Genomic DNA, 15716 nt, shown 5'->3' with positions numbered 1-15716 from the left:
CGCCTCCCTTGCCGTCGCGGCTTCCACGATGCGGGCACGGGCGCAAGATCGCACCAGCGCCGGCCGGTCGCACCCACGAACTGCCCGGTCAGCGGCGATCCGAAACGACAAGGTCAGCCGCCGTGCGAGACGACCCGGTGGGTTCCGCCCTCCACCCGCGCGGTCCGGCCGTCGCGGGCGAGGAACGCCAGCAGCGCGAGCGCGACCCGGCGGCTGGTGCCCAGCGCGCGCCGGGCCTGGCTGACGGTGAACGGATCGGGCAGCGACCGGAGGCGGTCGAGCGCTTCCCCGTCGGCGCCGGGCAGCAGGACGAGCCCTGGACCGATCCGGAGCAGTTCGCCCGCGCGTTCGGCGGCGGCCAGCTCCCGCTCGCCGAGGCGGAGCGCGGTCAGGTCGTCGGCGGTGGGTGCGTCGAACGGATTTTCCGACAGCGAACCGCGAATCTCGCGCACCGCTTTGCGCACCGGCCCGGGCAGCGCGGAGTCGCCGAGCCGGACCCGGCCGGACCGCAGCTCGACCCCGGCCTCGGTGACCACGGCCTGCAGCAGGGCCGGGTCGGGCAGCCCGAGCGCGCGCCGCGCAGCTTCGGCGGGCATGCCGTCTTCGAGCGGGTGTTCCTCGCGGTGGCGGGTGAGCAGGGCGCGGAGCTCCTGGGCGAGCCGGTCCCGGTGGGGCGGGTCGATCAGCCAGGGGCCGTCACCGGGCGGCTCCGCGCCCATCGCCCGCAGCTCACCGGCGCGGATCAGGCGCCGCCGCCGCAGTTCCGCCGCACCGTCGGGCCGACCGTCCATCGTGGCCAGCTCGGCGGCCCGGGCCTTCCCCGCGCCCCGTTGCCGGAGGGCGGGCGGGCGCACGTCGAGGACGATCGCCCCGACCCGCACGTGCTTCCCGCCGGGCTCGCGCAGCAGCGCGCGGTCGCCGATCCGCAGGGGGAGCGCGGAGCGCAGGGCCAGCCGCGCGGTGTCCTCGCCGAGCGGGCGGACGCGGGCGGGAACCGCTGCCGATCCGATGTGCGCGGTCAGCTCGCGGGGGACGTCGCCGCTGGCCGTGCCGACCAGCCGGACGTCGATGACGTCGGTGGTCAGCCACCGGCGCGGGCTCAGCAGGGCGTCACCGCGGCGGATCTCGTCGACCTCGACCCCGCGCAGGTTCAACGCGACCCGGGCGACCGCGCCGATTTCGGTGGTGCTCTCGCCGAGGACCTGGATGCCTCGCACCGCTACCTGCCGGTCCGACGAGCTGACCGCGAGGTGCTGGCCGGTCCGCAAGGTCCCCGCCGCGAGGGTCGCGGTGACGACGGTTCCCGCGCCGCGGACGGTGAAGGAGCGGTCCACCCACAGCCGGATGTCGGCATCGGGGTCCGGAGCGGGAAGCCGCCGCACGAGGTCGCGGATCGCTGTCCGCAGCTCGCCGACCCCGTCCCCGGTCCGGCCGCTGACGAACACCGCCGGGATGTCGGCGAGCGAGGTGCCTGCGAGCCGCCGGCGCGCCTGGGCCGCCGCTTCCCTCGGATCGGCCAGATCGCAGCGGGTGATGGCGAGCAGGCCGTGGCCGACGCCGAGCGCGTCGAGGGCGTCGAGGTGCTCGGTCGACTGCGGCATCCAGCCCTCGTCGGCTGCCACGACGAACAGCACCGCCGGCACCGGGCCGATCCCGGCGAGCATGTTCGGCACGAACCGCTGGTGCCCGGGAACGTCGACGAACGCCGTGGTGCAGCCGTCGTCGAGGGTGGTCCAGGCGAAGCCCAGGTCGATGGTCAGCCCGCGTCGGCGCTCCTGCTCCCAGCGGTCGGGTTCCATCCCGGTCAGCGCCCGGACCAGCGTCGACTTGCCGTGGTCGACGTGCCCGGCGGTGGCGATGACGTGCATCAGGCCACTGCTCCCACGGCGGCGACCAGCGTCCGGTCGCGGTCGGCGGGCAGGGCCGCGAGGTCGAGCAGGCACTCACCGCGTTCGATCCGCGCCAGCACCGCGGGCCGCCCGGCCCGCAACCGCCCGGCGAACCCGTGCGGGAGCGCGACCGCGGCGCTGGGCAGTTCGACCCCGGGGGCACCGCCACCGCCCACAGTGGCCGTCGACGGCCGGGCGCGGGCGAGAACACCCGCGCCGGTGAGCTCTGCGGCGATGCGTTCGGCTCGCCGCAACAAGGTCGCCTGGTCCTGGCGGAGCGCTTCTGCGACCGGCGTTCTCGGGCCGCGCAACGTCGCTTCGAGCGCCGCCAGGGTCAGCTTCCCGCAACGCAGCGCGCGGGCCAGCGGGTGCCGCCGCAGGCGCTGCACGATGTCGGCCCTCCCGAGCAGCAGGCCGGCCTGCGGACCGCCGAGCAGCTTGTCGGCGCTGGCGATGACCAGGTCCGCCCCGTCGGCGAGCGTCGTGGTGGCGTCCGGCTCGTCCGGCAGCGCGGGGTGCGGGTGCAGCAGACCGGAACCGATGTCGGCCACGAGCGGCGGCGCGAGACCGCTCAGCTCGGAAACCGGGACGGACGCGGCGAATCCGGTGATGACGAAGTTCGACGGGTGGACCTTGAGCAGGAACCCGGTGTCCGGCCCCACCGCGTCGGCGTAGTCGGCCGGCCGGACGCGGTTGGTGGTGCCCACCTCGCGCAGGCGGGCTCCGGTGGAGCAGAGCAGCTCGGGGATGCGGAAGCCGTCGCCGATCTCGACCATTTCCCCGCGCGACAGCACGATTTCCCGGCCCTGCGCGAGCGCGGTCGCCGCGAGGGCCAGGGCCGCGGCGCCGTTGTTGACCACGTGCGCGGCCTCGGCCGCGGGCACGGCATCGAGCAGGGCTTCGACCACCGACGCACCGCGCGGACCGCGGCGGCCGGTGCCGAGGTCGAGTTCGACGTTGGTCGTGCCTGCCGCGCCACGCAGCGCCTCGACCGCCGCGTCCGACAGCGGGGCGCGGCCGAGGTTGGTGTGCAGCAGGACGCCAGTCGCGTTGAGCACTTCGCGCATGCCGGTGGCGGCCTCCGGCAACGCGGACAGGGCCGTTTCCACGACCTGTTCCGGTGCGATCTCGCCGGTGCGGGCCCGTTGCTGGGCCGAGTGCACCACGCGCTTGACCAGGTCGCGGCCGAGCCGGGAGACGGCGGCCCGCACCTGCGGGGTGCCGAGGACGCCGTCGGTGGCCGGCACGCGTCGTCGCGGGTCCGCCATGGCGCGCACTATAGGCCGTGCGGACGCGGACGGCCTCTCGTCAACAACGATAGTGACAATGACGGTTGTTAATGTCAGTATTCTCGATGGCTCGCAACACAGTCGATCCGGAAGGTGCGCGGCATGCGGCGAACGGTGACCACCGATGACGGGATTTCCCTTGCCGTGTGGGAGAAGGGCGATCCCTCCAAGCCGACGGTGGTGGCCGTGCACGGCTATCCGGACAACCACGCGGTCTGGGACGGCGTCGTCGCCGAGCTGTCCGACCGGTACCGGGTCGTCACCTACGACGTCCGGGGCGCGGGGGAGTCCAGCGCGCCGCGCGCCCGCTCCGCGTACCGGCTGGACCGGCTGGTCGCCGACCTGGTCGCGGTGCTCGACGCGGTCAGCCCGGACCAGCCGGTGCACCTGCTGGCCCACGACTGGGGCTCGATCCAGGCGTGGCACGCCGTCACCGAGGAGCAGCTGCGCTCCCGCTTCGCCTCGTTCACGTCGATCTCCGGACCGTGCCTGGACCACGCGGGCAGCTGGATGCGCGCGAAGTGGCGCAGGCCCACGCCGCGCAACCTGCGCCAGGTCCTCACTCAGCTCGCGTTCTCCGGCTACATCGGCTTCTTCCAGCTGCCCGTGCTCCCGGAGCTGGCCTGGCGCACCGGTGCGATGACCAAACTGCTGTCCAATGTGGAGCGCTTCGATCCCGCTGCCGGGGAACCGGTCCGCCCCGCGGTCTCCGACGGCGTGCGCGGGCTCGCGCTGTACCGGGCGAACATGCTCAACCGGCTGGGAAGCCCGGGAGTCCGGCGCACGAGCGTGCCGGTGCAGGTGCTCGCGCCCGCCGGTGACCCGTTCGTCAGCACCCCGCTGCAGACCGCCGCCCGGCAGTGGACGGGCGACCTGCGGTTCCGGCGGCTCCCCGGCGGGCACTGGCTGCCCAGGACCAGGCCGGAGGTGGTGGCCCGCTGCGCGTCCGAACTCGTCGAGCACGTCGAGTCCGGCACCGAGACGCGGTCGCTGCGCGGCGCGCGGATGGACGCGGGGCGGTTCGGCGGCAAGCTGGTGGTGATCACCGGCGCGGGCAGCGGCATCGGCCGGGCGACCGCGCTGGAACTGGCCGGGCTGGGCGCGGAGATCGTCGCGGCCGACGTGAACGGCAGGGCCGCGACCGGCACCGCCGAGCTTGTCCGGCAGCGGGGCGGGGTCGCGACCGCACACCAGGTCGACGTGTCCGACGGGGACGCGGTGGAGCGCTTCGCCGCCGACGTGCGCGAGCGGACCGGCGTGCCCGACATCGTGATCAACAACGCCGGAATAGGCGTGGCGGGTCCGTTCACCGAGACCACGCGAGCCGACTGGGAGCGGGTCATCGACGTCAACCTGTGGGGCGTGATCCACGGCTGCCGGGCGTTCGCCGCGCAGATGGCCGAACGCGGCGAGGGCGGGCAGATCGTCAACATCGCCTCCGCCGCGGCCTACGTCCCGTCGCGGGCGCTGCCCGCCTACTCGACGACGAAGGCGGCGGTGCTGGCGCTGAGCCAGTGCCTGCGCGGGGAACTGGCGTCGGCTGGGATCGCGGTCACCGCGGTCTGCCCCGGGCTGGTCGACACCAACATCACCTCGACCGCCCGGTTCGTGGGCCAGGACGAGCAGGACCAGAACCGGAGCCGCCGCGCGGCGAAGAGCCTCTACGTCCGGCGGGCGTTCACGCCGCAGCGGGCGGCCGAGGACATCGTCCGCGCGATGGCGCGCAACACCGCCGTCGCCCCGGTCACCCCCGAGGCCAAGGCCGCGCTCGTGCTGTCCCGGCTCACGCCGGGCCTGCTGCGCGCCGCGGCCCGCATCGATCCCACCCCCAGGTAGCCGAAGGGAGCCCAGGAAATGACGGGAGCACGGATGTCCCGGGAGCACTCCGACCCCGGCGAGCCGGACCGGGTCGTGCTGCACGCCCGCGACGTCGAGTTCGACTGGGCCAGGCTGCCGATGCACTGGGTTCCCGGCGAGCCGTTCGCCACCCACATGATCAACGTGCTGCACCTGCTGCTGCCCGAGGGCGAACGCTGGTTCGTCGAGGTGTTCAAGCAGGCGCTGCCGCTGATCAAGGACGACCACCTGCTGGAGGACGTGCGCGGCTTCATCGGCCAGGAGGCGATGCACGCCGAGTCGCACCAGGGCGTGGTCGACCACTTCGACGCCCACGGGCTGGACACCACCCGCTACGTCGAGCAGGTCACCTGGGTGTTCCGCAAGGTTCTCGGCGACCGCCCGTACGAGGGCGAGCGGCGGGAGGAGTGGCTCGTCGAGCGGCTGGCGCTGGTGGCGGCGATCGAGCACTTCACCGCGTTCCTGGGGCAGTGGATCCTGGACGCCGAGGAGCTCGACGAGGTGGGCGCGGACCCGACGATGCTCGACCTGCTTCGCTGGCACGGCGCCGAGGAGGTCGAGCACCGCTCGGTCGCCTACGACCTCTACATGCACGTCGACGGCCGGTACGGGCGCCGGGCGCGGGCGATGGTCATCGCGGTCGTGGCGCTGACGGTGCTGTGGGCCAGGGGAGTGCGGTACCTGATGCGCCACGACCCGGTGCTGCGCGGCAGCCGCAAGGCGCGCTGGCGCGACCTGCTGCGCACCGGCAAGCTCGGCCTGACCCCGAGCTACTGGCAGATGCTGCGCGCGCTGCCCGCGTTCTTCCGCCGCTCCTACCACCCCTCGCAGCACGGCTCGACCAGCCAGGCGATCGCCTACCTGGCCCAGTCGCCCGCCGCCAGGGCCGCCGAGCACTGATGGCGACCGGGCTCTTCGACGGGATCCCGCCGCGGCTGGACACCGGGCGGGGCACCGACCGGTTCCTGTGGCTGCTGGCCAGGGGAGCGGCGGCGGTGGAGCGGTTCGGCCGACGCGGCAGGCGGCCACCGGTGGTGCCGGTCGACCGGGACCTGCGGGTGGTGGTCGAACAGGTCCGCGCGGAAGCCGAGGGCGTGGTGAGCCTGCGGCTCGCCGCCGCCGACGGTGGCCGGCTGCCCGCCTGGCAGCCGGGCGCGCACCTCGACGTCGTCCTGCCGTCGGGGCGGATCCGCCAGTACTCGCTGTCCGGTGACCCCGCCGACCGCTGCTACCGCATCGCGGTCCGGCTGATCCCGGGCGGCTCCGGCTCCGGAGAGATCCACGAGGAGGTCGGCGAGGGAACACCGCTGACGCTTCGCGGTCCGCGCAACGCCTTCCCGTTCGTCACCGCGGACCGCTACCTGTTCATCGCGGGCGGCATCGGGATCACGCCGATCCTGCCGATGGTGCGCACTGCCGCCGCTCGCGGCGCGGACTGGCGGCTGATCTACACCGGCCGGTCGCTGGAGTCGATGCCGTTCCTGGAGGAGCTCGACGACGACCGGGTGTGGGTGCGCCCGGACACCGAGTACGGAATCCCCGCGTCAGGGGCCGAGCTGCTGGAACACGTCTCCGGTGACGTGCCGGTCTACTGCTGCGGGCCGACGCCGATGATCACCGGCGTCCGCATCGACGCCGAGAACCGCCAGGTCCACTGGGAGCGGTTCGCGCCGCCTCCGGTCGTCGGCGGGGAGCCGTTCCGGGTGGAGCTGGCGCGCACGGGCCGGGTGCTCGACGTCCCCGCGGACAGGTCCGCTTTGGACGTCGTGCGGGAAGTCCTGCCGCAGACGGCCTATTCGTGCCGGCAGGGTTTCTGCGGCACGTGCAAGGTCCGGGTGCTGTCCGGGGAAGTCGACCACCGCGACCAAGTGCTGACCGACGACGAGCGCGGCGACCACATGACGTTGTGCGTGTCCCGGGCCCAGGACCGGCTCGTCATCGATCTCTGACCGAGCTCTGCCTGCGCAGGCGGTACGACCGGGTCTTCGCCCGGTTGCCGCAGTCCTTGCTGGAGCACCACCGGGCGTTGCGCGGCTTGGAGTGGTCGTAGAAGACGTTCCGGCAGTCGTCGGACGCGCACATCTTGACCCGCGCCCACCTCCCGTCCGTGCTGGCCCGGACCGCGTCGGCGAGCAGCGCGGCCAGCGCGCCGCGCACGCCGGACCGCGCGGCGCGCAGCGTGATCGCGCCGCCGGGCTCGATCCCGGCGTGCAGGGGGAGCTCCGGGCCGAGCCGCGCGATGTCCGGCGCGGGTTCGCCGGTGCGGTTGCTGAGCGCGCAGACCCGCAGCGCCTCGCGCAGCTGCAACGCGATCCGGAAGTCGTCGGCCGTGGCGGGCGTGCCGGAGATCACGAGGTCCCGGCCCGCCAGCCAGTCCGCCAGAGCATCGGTCGAGGTCAGCTCGTCGTGCGGGACGAAATCGCCGAAGTCGCGCTCGTCGTTGGTGTTGAGGAAGTCGAACAGCACGGCCAGGTCATCGGGCACGTGGTGGTGCTCTGACCAGCGAATTCCGGACGGTGGCGGCATCGGACCTCCTCTCCGCAGGTTAACGCGACACCAGCATAACCGTTTGCTAGTGTCGATTCTGCTCGAAGCCGTACGCCCCCAAGGAGCCCGTGCCATGCCCCTCGCGATCTTCGTGCTGGGTCTGACCGTTTTCTGCGTCGGAACGACCGAGTTCGTGATCTCCGGTCTGCTGCCGCTGCTCGCGGCCGACTTCCAGGTCTCGGTCCCCACGGCCGGACTGCTGATCTCCGGCTACGCCCTGGGCGTCGTCGTCGGCGGGCCACTGCTCACGCTGGCTCTGCTGCGGGTCCGCCGCAAGGCCGCGCTCCTCCTGCTGCTCGGGCTGTTCCTGCTCGGCCAGACGCTCGGCGCGCTCGCCCCGACCTACCCGGTGCTGATGTTCGCCCGGGTGGTCACCGCGCTGGCGCAGGGCGCCTTCTTCGGCATCGGCTCGGTCGTCGCGGTCGGCCTGGCCGGTCCCGAACGCCGGGGCCGGGCGCTGGCGATCATGTTCGGCGGGCTGACGCTGGCCAACGTGCTGGGCGTGCCGATCGGCACCTTCCTCGGCCAGCAGTGGGGCTGGCGCGCGAGCTTCTGGGTGATCGACGCCCTGGCGCTGGCCGGGCTGATCGGCGTGCTGGTCCTGGTGCCCGCGCAGCCCCGGCCGCGCGGGACCGGCGTCCGCGCCGAGTTCGCCTCCTTCGCCAACCCGCGCGTCTGGACCGCGCTGGCGGTGACCGCGCTGAGCCAGGCCGGGCTGTTCGCGCTGGTCAGCTACCTCGCACCGCTGCTGACCGAGGTCAGCGGGTTCGGCCCGGCGATGGTGCCGGTGCTGCAACTGCTGTTCGGGCTGGGCTGCCTGGCGGGCACCGCGATCGGCGGCCGGTTCGCCGACGCCCACCTGCGGCCGAACCTCGTCGTCGGCCTGGCCGGGCTCACCATCGTGCTCGGCGGGCTCACCATCACCTCCGGCGACCGGATCACCGCCGCGATCACGCTGGTGCTGCTGGGCGTCGCGGCCTTCGCGATCAACCCCGCGCTCCAGGCGCTGGTGATGATCGAGGCCGCCGACGCGCCGACGCTGGCGACCACCACCAACACCTCGGCGTTCAACGTCGGCAACACCATCGGCCCGTGGGCGGGCGGACTCGTCATCAACGCGGGCTTCGGCTTCGCCGCGCCGGCCTGGGTGGGAGCCCTGTTCGCGGCCGGCGCGCTGGCGGTCGTCTGCGTCGACGTCAGGCTTGGACGGCAGGACCGCGCGCTCGCGGGGTGACCGTCCGGGAAGTGCAGGACCCGGAAATCGCAGGGAGCCGGGAAATAGCAGGAACAAGGAGAGGAACTGTCATGCCAACCGATCGGACCGTGGCGGTGCTGGGCACCGGGATCATCGGCGCCGCCGTCGCCCGTAACCTCGCCCGTGCTGGCTTCGACGTCCGGGTGTGGAACCGCACCCGCTCCAAGGCCGAGCCGCTGACAGAGGACGGCGCGGTCGTCGCCGACACCCCGGCCGACGCGGTGCGCGGAGCGGGATTCGTGCTGACCGCGCTCAACGACGGCCCGCGCGTCCTGGAGGCCGTGCGGGCCGCCGCGCCCGGCCTGGCCGAGGGGACGGTGTGGGCGCAGCTGAGCACGGTCGGCGTCGACGCCGTCGCGCCGCTTGCCGACTTCGCCGCCGAACACGGCCTGGTGTTCATCGACGCCCCCGTGCAGGGCACCCGCCAGCCCGCCGAGCAGGGCCAGCTGGTCGTGATGGCCTCCGGCCCCGAGTCGGTGCGGGACGCGGTCGCCCCGGTGTTCGACGTGATCGGCCGCAAGACCGTGTGGGTGGCCGACGACGGCGCGGGCGCGGCCAGCTCCCGGCTCAAGCTCGCGCTGATGAGCTGGGCGTTCGTGCTCACCCACGGCGCGGCGGAGGCGCTGGCCATCGCCAGGGGCCTCGGCGTCGATCCGCAGGACTTCCTCGAAGTCGTCACCGGCGGCCCGACGGACAACCCGTACCTGCAGGCCAAGGGCGCGGCGATCCTCGCCGACGACTACACGACCAGCTTCGCGGTCACCAACGCCGAGAAGGACTCCCGGCTGATCGTCGAGGCAGCCGAGCAGGCGGGCGTCAAGGCAGACCTGGCGGTGGCGGGGCTGGAGCGGTTCCGGCGGGCGGCCGCGGCCGGGCACGGGGACAAGGACATGGCCGCGAGCTACCTGGCCAGCTTCGAGTGAGGTGGTTGGTGGCGGAGGCGGACGGGAATCGAACCCGCCTGGCCGAGGTGCTCGGCCACGTCGGTTTTGAAGACCGCGGGGGCCACCAGGCACCCTTACGCCTCCGCCGCCGAGCATAGGCGGCGTAGGCTCCCCGGTGGTCGAGAGGAGGCGGTGCCCGGTGGAAACCGGAAACCTGGTGGAGATCACTTCGGAGGCGGAGCTGCGGGAGGTGATCGGGACCCCGCTGCCGCGGACGGCGAACAAGGCGCGCAAGGCGCTGCACGAGGTGGACCGGCAGTGGCTCGCGGCCTCACCGTTCTGCGTGGTGGCTACCGCCGACGCCGACGGCGCCTGCGATGCCTCGCCCAAGGGCGACCCGCCGGGATTCACCCTGGTGCTGGACGACAGGACGATCGCCGTCCCGGAACGCCCCGGCAACCGCCGGGCCGACGGATTCCGCAACGTGCTGGTGAACCCGCACGTGGGCCTGATCTACTTCCTGCCGGGACGCGGCGACACGCTGCGCATCAACGGCCGCGCGCGGCTGGTGCGCGACGCGCCGTTCTTCGACCGGATGGTCGTCAAGGGCCACCGCCCGGTGCTGGCGATGGTGGTCGAGATCGACGAGGTGTTCCACCACTGCTCCAAGGCGTTCCTGCGCTCCGGCCTGTGGAAGCCGGAGAGCTGGGACGAGGGCGGAGTCCCGTCGCGGGCGGTCATCGCCAAGCTCCTGGAACGACCGGACGACCCGATCGAGGAGCTGGAGCGCTACTACGGGCCGGACTACGGCAAGGCGCTGTACGGCTGACGATGCGACCGTGACGCCGCGGGAATAGCGTCGGGGCATGGATCTCGAAGCGCCCGCGACGCATCGGCTCACGCAGTACGCACACGGCGGCGGCTGCGCGTGCAAGATCCCTCCCGGTGAACTGGAGGCGATGGTGTCTGGGCTGGCCGCCCCCGACGCCTCGCTGCTGGTCGGGCTCGACGGCGGGGACGACGCGGCGGCGGTCCGCCTGGACGGCGACCGCGCGGTGCTCAGCACCGTCGACTTCTTCACACCGGTGGTCGACGATCCCTACGACTGGGGCCGGATCGCCGCGGCGAACGCGCTGTCGGACATCTACGCGATGGGCGGACGGCCGGTCGTCGCGGTGAACCTGCTGTGCTGGCCGCGCGAGGTGCTCCCGGTGGAACTGGCGCGGGAGGTGCTGCGCGGCGGCGCCGACGTCGGCCGGGACGCCGGGTGCCCGGTGGCGGGCGGGCACAGCGTCGACGACCCGGAGCCCAAGTACGGCATGGCGGTGACCGGCCTGGGTGCACCGGAGTCCTTGCTGCGCAACGATTCCGGTCGTGCCGGGCAGCCGCTGTCGCTGACCAAACCGCTGGGGATCGGGGTGCTCAACTCCCGGCACAAGGCTACTGGCGAGGTGTTCCCGCAGGCGGTCGAGGCGATGACGACGCTCAACGCGCGGGCTTGCGCCGCCGCGGTCGCCGCTGGGATCCGGTGCGCGACCGATGTCACCGGATTCGGCCTGCTGGGGCACCTCCTCAAGCTGGCCAGGGCGAGCGGTGTCTCGGCCGTGGTGGACTCCGCGGCGGTGCCGTACCTCGACGGCGCTCGCGAAGCGCTGCGCGACGGTTACGTCAGCGGCGGCACCAGGCGCAACCTCGACTGGGTCCGGCCGCACAGCGACCTGTCGGCGATCCCGAAGTCCGAGGCGCTGCTGCTGGCCGACGCCCAGACCTCGGGCGGGCTGCTGGTGGCGGGGGAGATCCCGGGCGCGCCGGTGGTCGGCGAACTGGTCCCGCGCGGGCAACACCTGGTCATCGCGCGCTGAGCGGTGCCGCCCGCTGGAACGCGCCGGGGGTGATGCCGTAGTGCCGCCGGAACCAGCGGTTCAGGTGGCTCTGGTCGGCGAAACCGACCGCCGTGGCGGCCTCGGCGAGCGTCGATCCGGCGGCGATGAGCCTGCGTGCGTGCCGCAGCCGGAGCTGGCGCTGGTACTCGCTGGGCATCAGGCCGTAGGCGGCGGAGAACGCCCGGTTCAGGGCGAACCGGCTCCGCCCCGCGACCTCCGCGAGCCGCGCGACGCCCAGGTCGTCGGCGAAGTGCGCTTCCAGCAGATCACGCACCCGGCGGACACCGCTGTCGACGGCGATCGGATGCGCGGGCGACACCGGGTTCGCGGCGGCGCGGCGGGCGAGGGCGTGGACGGTCCGCTCGACCGCCTCGTCCTGCGCGAGAGCGGAGTCGCCGTGCAGGAGCGCGGTGTCCAGGCCGCGCAGCGCGTCGGCCAGCGCGGGATCGTGGATCACCGGCTCGGCGAACAGCGGCAGGCCGACCGGCCTCTGCGCCGCGTCGGAGAGCACGTCGGCGACCAGGTCCGGCCCGATGTGCACGATCTTGTAGGTGAATCCCCCGTCCGCGCCCGCGTGCCCGTCGTGCGGTTCGTCCGGGTTGAGCGCGAGAACCATGCCCGCGGTGCTGGTGTGCTCGGCGCCCCGGCAGCGGAAGGACTGCGCGCCCGCCTCGGTCACGCCGAACGAGTAGGTCTCGTGGCTGTGCCGGTCGTAGGCGTGCCGCTGGAAGTGGGCGTGCATGACCTCCAGCGGGCGGCGGGTGGAGCGCCAGTAGGCGGTCCAGTCGGACGACGGCATACCCCCATTCTCACCCCCGCACCTCCGTTCAAGACCCGGCCACGGCCGTCCGGGGACGATCCCGGGCATGGCAACCGACACCAAGATCGCGGTGGTGATCCGCAAGGACCTGCCGGAGTGGCAGAAGCTCAACGTCACGGCGTTCCTGGCGGGCGGCATCGCCGCAAGCGCCCCGGAGCTGATCGGACAGGACTACGCGGACGCCTCGGGCGTCACGTACCTGCCGCTGTTCGGCCAGCCGGTCCTGGTCTTCGCGGCAGGCGCCGAGGAGCTGAAACGCACCCACGAGCGCGCGATCGCACGCGACGTCCGGCTCACCGTCTACACCGAGGACATGTTCCGCACCGGCAACGACGCGGACAACCGCGCAGTCGTGGCGGCCGTCGAGACGGAGGATCTCGATCTGGTCGGAATCGCGATGCACGCCCGCCGGAACACCGTCGACAAGGTGTGCAAGGGGCTGTCCTTGCACCCGTAGTGGCTGCGGTTCGCGAGTAGTCGCCGCGCGAGGTGAGATGGCCACGGTGGTGGGGCTCGGCTGGTCGAGCTGGTAGCGGCCGGTCTCGGCGTGAGCATCGTGCCCGAGCCGGTCGCCGAGCGTTCCGGGCTTCCGTACGCCCGGATCGAGCAGCCGAGCCTGAGCAGGCCGATTCATCTGGTGGGTCGGCTACCGGAACCGGTCAACCCGGCCGCCCGAGCCCTGCTCCAGCACCTGACGGGCTGAGGCTCGATGAGCGATGGAGGAGCACGGCGCCCGCGAGGAAAGCAACCAGGGCGAGCGTGGTTTCGCCGGTAGTGGCCAGGAGGAGCCCGACGACCAAAGCTCGCATGCCGAAGGCCCGCAGCAGTTCGGCTTCATCAGTCGTGATGAGCGGGGGACAACTTGCCATGGATTCAGTGTTGGCCGGGGTGGATCGTCCAGGTCAACACTCGTATTCGATGCGATTGATCACCGGAATAGATTGATCAGCACGTCGTGCGTCCCGGGAACGGCCCATACCCTGGGCAGACAGCGCGAACCGCAGTCCCGTTGAGCGGCCGCCGTGACAGATTCCACTGCCCGCGCGGCCATGTCCGGGCGGGTTCTCGCTTGACGTCGCCGGTAACCCATCCGGCCGCATAGCCCCCGATCCGAACGGGCTGTTCTCGCCGATTTCAGGCCACCGTCCGGGTGAACAACTTCCGTGACGGCCCAATTCGCGTCGGAGTGCGCGGGATCATGGCCACCGCGTGAAACCGGAATCCGCGGACCACAGCTGCGCAGTACCAGTGCGGACTTTGGGGGCCCCGATGAACTTCCGAGTGGAACCGTCCTCTGTGGACGGCAGCTCGCACCTGCTGGCCGAACTCGCCGGGCTGTTGAAGGAAGGACGGCTCGACAGCGACAACGCCACGGCGGCGAAGGCCCCGCGAGCGCATCGCGATGTCGGCGTGAAGGTCGAGGAGTTCTCCCGCTTCGCCCACGACCAGTACCAGGATCTCATCGCACTGCTGGGAGCGCTGGCAACCAAGCTGAAGGCCACCGGCCAACAGCTCGTCTCGGTCGACCAGGGTGTCGCCGACGACCTCGACCGGCTCCTCGGCCAGGGCCAGTACGTGCCCCCGGAACGGCGGTGAGCGGGCGTGACCTACTACGAGGACGTCAAGTTCATCGACCGCTCCACCCCTGACCTCGTCGAGCTCAACGCACGGGAGTTCCGGCGCATGGTCGACCTGCTGGATTCGGTGAAGCCGGGGTTGAAGCGAGCCAAGGACGACACCGTCTGGGAGGGGCAGGGCCGCGACAAGTACGACGCTCGGCTCGCCGACGCCGACGGCCTCGTCGGCGACCTCCAGGACGGGTTCCGCCTCGCCTCGGAAGCCCTCGCCAAGTACTGGCCGGAGCTGGAACGGGCCAAGAGGCTCGTCGAGGAGGGCAAGGGAACCGAGGAGAAGCTGGCGGAACTCATCGAGTCCGTCGCCGACGCGTGGACCGAGACAGCGAAGGCGGCCGAACCGATGCGGAAGTGGGAGGACATCAGCACCACCGGCGGATTCTTCGACTGGATCGCCGAGCTGGGGATGGACGTGGACTCCATCAAGGCCGACGCGCAGCGCCTCTACGACGCGACGAACAACAAGTTCACCTCCGCGAAGCGCACGGAGGAGACGGCGCGGCAGGCATGCCTGACCGGTTTGGCGCGGGCACACGCGGCCCTTCCCGACTTCCGGTCGAACTCCCAGGAGGCAGCCGCGATCATCGAGGGCATCGATGCGATCGACCAGGAAGCGAAGGACGCCGCGAACGATCCGCACGTGCGCACACCGGGCTCCGGCGCCAAGCCCGGCTACGGTCCCGGCGGATCGCCCGCCGAGGTTTCGCCGGCCCTGGCCGAGATCAACGCGGCGACCTCGAAGCTGCCCGGCGGGAACGTCTCGATCCCCTGGTACCAGCTGTGGGAGAGAGACGACGAGTACCGCCAGTCGTGGATCCGGGACAACCGCGAAGTGATCAAGGCAGCCGCTCAGAAGTACGGCCTGCCACCGGACATGGTGGCGGGAATCGCCTGGCAGGAAGTCGGCGGGGAAGCCTACTGGACCGACCGCGAGGTGTACGGCGTCCGCAGGTCCGAGGAGATCGGCAACCCGCACCTCGACCCGAACGACGACGGCCGGTCCAACGCCACTTCGATGGGCCCGGTGGCGATCCAGGTCCGCCGAGCTGCGGAAACCCTGGGCTACGATCCCGAGACCATGTCCGAGGCACAGCGCAGCGAGGTCGTCGAGGCGCTGAACGACCCGAAGAAGAACATCTTCATCGCCGCCTCGCACCTATCCGACCTGAAACAGGAAACCGACTTCCACGACAAGGAAACACTGACACCGGCGCAGTACCAGGAACTCGCCGCGCGCTACAACGGCGGCCCCTACTGGGACGAAAAGCAGGCCAAGAACTACGGCGAGGGATTCATGAAGAACCTCCCCAAAGCGCAGGAGTCCCTCAAATGACCGAGACCGACCAGCGCCGACAAGACCGCAGCGTCGTTTCTGTTGTCGTCGCGGTGATCACCGACCTGCTGCTCGTACCGTTCCTGGTGTTCACCTACGGCTTCGAACCCCAAGGCGACTGGGACCGCGGCGCGATCGACGTGCTCCACCTCGCCGCACAGACCGGCACCGGGCTCGGGGCCGTGGTCCTGGCCGTCCAGCTCGGCCTGGTCGTTGCCATTCGGAAGCTCGGGTGGGCTTGGCTGCTGGTGCCGCTAGTCGCTCTGATCTTGTTCATCACCAAGGCTGTTTTGCTCGGTCAGGAATATCCGGTGAGCTGAGCACC

16 protein-coding genes and 1 tRNA gene are annotated in these 15716 nt (G+C 72.1%); 12 read left to right on the top strand and 5 right to left on the bottom strand.

Features of this window, described 5'->3' with window-relative positions; all coding sequences use genetic code 11:
• Positions 1–113: 113 nt before the first annotated feature.
• Together selB and selA are read right to left on the bottom strand one after the other, a co-directional pair.
• Positions 114–1868 (bottom strand): selenocysteine-specific translation elongation factor, encoded by a 1755-nt coding sequence (gene selB / locus ABD691_RS15625; protein ID WP_344680406.1) that lies wholly within the window; start codon positions 1866–1868, stop codon positions 114–116.
• Positions 1868–3157 (bottom strand): L-seryl-tRNA(Sec) selenium transferase, encoded by a 1290-nt coding sequence (gene selA, locus ABD691_RS15620; RefSeq protein ID WP_344680405.1) that lies wholly within the window; start codon positions 3155–3157, stop codon positions 1868–1870. Before selA ends, selB begins: the two co-directional genes overlap by 1 nt.
• A 123-nt stretch (positions 3158–3280) precedes the next feature.
• Here selA and ABD691_RS15615 point away from each other — a divergent pair, with 123 nt between their 5' ends.
• The 3 genes from ABD691_RS15615 to ABD691_RS15605 are packed head-to-tail and all read left to right on the top strand — an operon-like array spanning position 3281 to position 6984.
• Positions 3281–5014, top strand: coding sequence for an SDR family oxidoreductase (locus tag ABD691_RS15615; protein ID WP_344680404.1), 1734 nt, complete (start codon positions 3281–3283; stop codon positions 5012–5014).
• An 18-nt stretch (positions 5015–5032) separates the two neighbouring features.
• The gene (locus ABD691_RS15610) at positions 5033–5935 is read left to right on the top strand and encodes a metal-dependent hydrolase (protein WP_425565087.1); all 903 of its coding nucleotides are present in this window, start codon (positions 5033–5035) and stop codon (positions 5933–5935) included.
• A complete protein-coding gene (locus tag ABD691_RS15605; protein ID WP_344680403.1) occupies positions 5935–6984 on the top strand; it encodes a PDR/VanB family oxidoreductase in 1050 nt (349 codons plus the stop codon). The genes ABD691_RS15610 and ABD691_RS15605 overlap by 1 nt, the downstream gene beginning before the upstream one ends.
• Here ABD691_RS15605 and ABD691_RS15600 read toward each other — a convergent pair.
• Positions 6971–7561 (bottom strand): CGNR zinc finger domain-containing protein, encoded by a 591-nt coding sequence (locus ABD691_RS15600; protein WP_344680402.1) that lies wholly within the window; start codon positions 7559–7561, stop codon positions 6971–6973. The genes ABD691_RS15605 and ABD691_RS15600 overlap by 14 nt on opposite strands.
• A gap of 94 nt (positions 7562–7655) precedes the next feature.
• On the opposite strand from ABD691_RS15600, the gene ABD691_RS15595 reads away from it, so the two are divergent.
• Positions 7656–8816, top strand: a complete 1161-nt coding sequence (locus tag ABD691_RS15595) for a Cmx/CmrA family chloramphenicol efflux MFS transporter (RefSeq protein ID WP_344680401.1) — start codon at positions 7656–7658, stop codon at positions 8814–8816.
• A gap of 71 nt (positions 8817–8887) precedes the next feature.
• Complete coding sequence (locus ABD691_RS15590) at positions 8888–9760, top strand: NAD(P)-dependent oxidoreductase (protein ID WP_344680400.1); 873 nt, start codon at positions 8888–8890, stop codon at positions 9758–9760.
• Between the two features lie 9 nt (positions 9761–9769).
• On the opposite strand, the gene ABD691_RS15585 is transcribed toward ABD691_RS15590, so the two are convergent.
• Positions 9770–9865 (bottom strand) — tRNA-Sec (locus ABD691_RS15585).
• A 55-nt stretch (positions 9866–9920) separates the two neighbouring features.
• Between ABD691_RS15585 and ABD691_RS15580 the strand changes: the two genes are divergently transcribed.
• Both ABD691_RS15580 and selD read left to right on the top strand, forming a co-directional pair.
• Positions 9921–10550: a pyridoxamine 5'-phosphate oxidase family protein gene (locus ABD691_RS15580; RefSeq protein WP_344680399.1), complete on the top strand. Its 630-nt coding sequence runs from the start codon at positions 9921–9923 to the stop codon at positions 10548–10550.
• 37 nt (positions 10551–10587) lie between these two features.
• The gene (gene selD / locus ABD691_RS15575) at positions 10588–11583 is read left to right on the top strand and encodes a selenide, water dikinase SelD (protein WP_344680398.1); all 996 of its coding nucleotides are present in this window, start codon (positions 10588–10590) and stop codon (positions 11581–11583) included.
• Here selD and ABD691_RS15570 read toward each other — a convergent pair.
• Positions 11570–12403 (bottom strand): AraC family transcriptional regulator, encoded by an 834-nt coding sequence (locus tag ABD691_RS15570; protein WP_344680397.1) that lies wholly within the window; start codon positions 12401–12403, stop codon positions 11570–11572. The two genes, selD and ABD691_RS15570, sit on opposite strands and share 14 nt — an antisense overlap.
• A 67-nt stretch (positions 12404–12470) precedes the next feature.
• Here ABD691_RS15570 and ABD691_RS15565 point away from each other — a divergent pair, with 67 nt between their 5' ends.
• The 5 genes from ABD691_RS15565 (at position 12471) to ABD691_RS15545 (ending at position 15711) form a co-directional block, all read left to right on the top strand.
• On the top strand, positions 12471–12881 hold the full coding sequence (locus tag ABD691_RS15565; RefSeq protein ID WP_344680396.1) for a DUF2000 family protein: 411 nt from the start codon (positions 12471–12473) through the stop codon (positions 12879–12881).
• A 60-nt stretch (positions 12882–12941) separates the two neighbouring features.
• Positions 12942–13127: a LysR family transcriptional regulator substrate-binding protein gene (locus ABD691_RS15560; protein WP_344681292.1), complete on the top strand. Its 186-nt coding sequence runs from the start codon at positions 12942–12944 to the stop codon at positions 13125–13127.
• Positions 13128–13693: 566 nt separating this feature from the next.
• Positions 13694–14020 (top strand): hypothetical protein, encoded by a 327-nt coding sequence (locus tag ABD691_RS15555; RefSeq protein ID WP_344680395.1) that lies wholly within the window; start codon positions 13694–13696, stop codon positions 14018–14020.
• Between the two features lie 6 nt (positions 14021–14026).
• Complete coding sequence (locus tag ABD691_RS15550; protein ID WP_344680394.1) at positions 14027–15391, top strand: hypothetical protein; 1365 nt, start codon at positions 14027–14029, stop codon at positions 15389–15391.
• A complete protein-coding gene (locus ABD691_RS15545; protein WP_344680393.1) occupies positions 15388–15711 on the top strand; it encodes a hypothetical protein in 324 nt (107 codons plus the stop codon). The genes ABD691_RS15550 and ABD691_RS15545 overlap by 4 nt, the downstream gene beginning before the upstream one ends.
• Positions 15712–15716: the final 5 nt, after the last annotated feature.

This window comes from Saccharopolyspora taberi (assembly GCF_039534165.1).
GTDB classification, from domain to species: Bacteria; Actinomycetota; Actinomycetes; order Mycobacteriales; family Pseudonocardiaceae; genus Saccharopolyspora_D; species Saccharopolyspora_D taberi.
The sequence above is the reverse complement of the archived record's forward strand: the minus strand, read 5'-3'. Positions and strand labels throughout refer to the sequence as shown.

What these genes read in the sequence shown, in the direction of transcription:
- ABD691_RS15600 (WP_344680402.1), bottom strand. Translation starts at nt 7,561, where the DNA reads ATGCCGCCACCGTCCGGAATTCGCTGGTCAGAGCACCACCACGTGCCC.
- selB (WP_344680406.1), bottom strand. Translation starts at nt 1,868, where the DNA reads ATGCACGTCATCGCCACCGCCGGGCACGTCGACCACGGCAAGTCGACG.
- ABD691_RS15610 (WP_425565087.1), top strand. Translation starts at nt 5,033, where the DNA reads ATGACGGGAGCACGGATGTCCCGGGAGCACTCCGACCCCGGCGAGCCG.
- ABD691_RS15605 (WP_344680403.1), top strand. Translation starts at nt 5,935, where the DNA reads ATGGCGACCGGGCTCTTCGACGGGATCCCGCCGCGGCTGGACACCGGG.
- ABD691_RS15545 (WP_344680393.1), top strand. Translation starts at nt 15,388, where the DNA reads ATGACCGAGACCGACCAGCGCCGACAAGACCGCAGCGTCGTTTCTGTT.
- selD (WP_344680398.1), top strand. Translation starts at nt 10,588, where the DNA reads ATGGATCTCGAAGCGCCCGCGACGCATCGGCTCACGCAGTACGCACAC.
- ABD691_RS15555 (WP_344680395.1), top strand. Translation starts at nt 13,694, where the DNA reads ATGAACTTCCGAGTGGAACCGTCCTCTGTGGACGGCAGCTCGCACCTG.
- ABD691_RS15565 (WP_344680396.1), top strand. Translation starts at nt 12,471, where the DNA reads ATGGCAACCGACACCAAGATCGCGGTGGTGATCCGCAAGGACCTGCCG.
- ABD691_RS15570 (WP_344680397.1), bottom strand. Translation starts at nt 12,403, where the DNA reads ATGCCGTCGTCCGACTGGACCGCCTACTGGCGCTCCACCCGCCGCCCG.
- ABD691_RS15590 (WP_344680400.1), top strand. Translation starts at nt 8,888, where the DNA reads ATGCCAACCGATCGGACCGTGGCGGTGCTGGGCACCGGGATCATCGGC.
- selA (WP_344680405.1), bottom strand. Translation starts at nt 3,157, where the DNA reads ATGGCGGACCCGCGACGACGCGTGCCGGCCACCGACGGCGTCCTCGGC.
- ABD691_RS15595 (WP_344680401.1), top strand. Translation starts at nt 7,656, where the DNA reads ATGCCCCTCGCGATCTTCGTGCTGGGTCTGACCGTTTTCTGCGTCGGA.
- ABD691_RS15615 (WP_344680404.1), top strand. Translation starts at nt 3,281, where the DNA reads ATGCGGCGAACGGTGACCACCGATGACGGGATTTCCCTTGCCGTGTGG.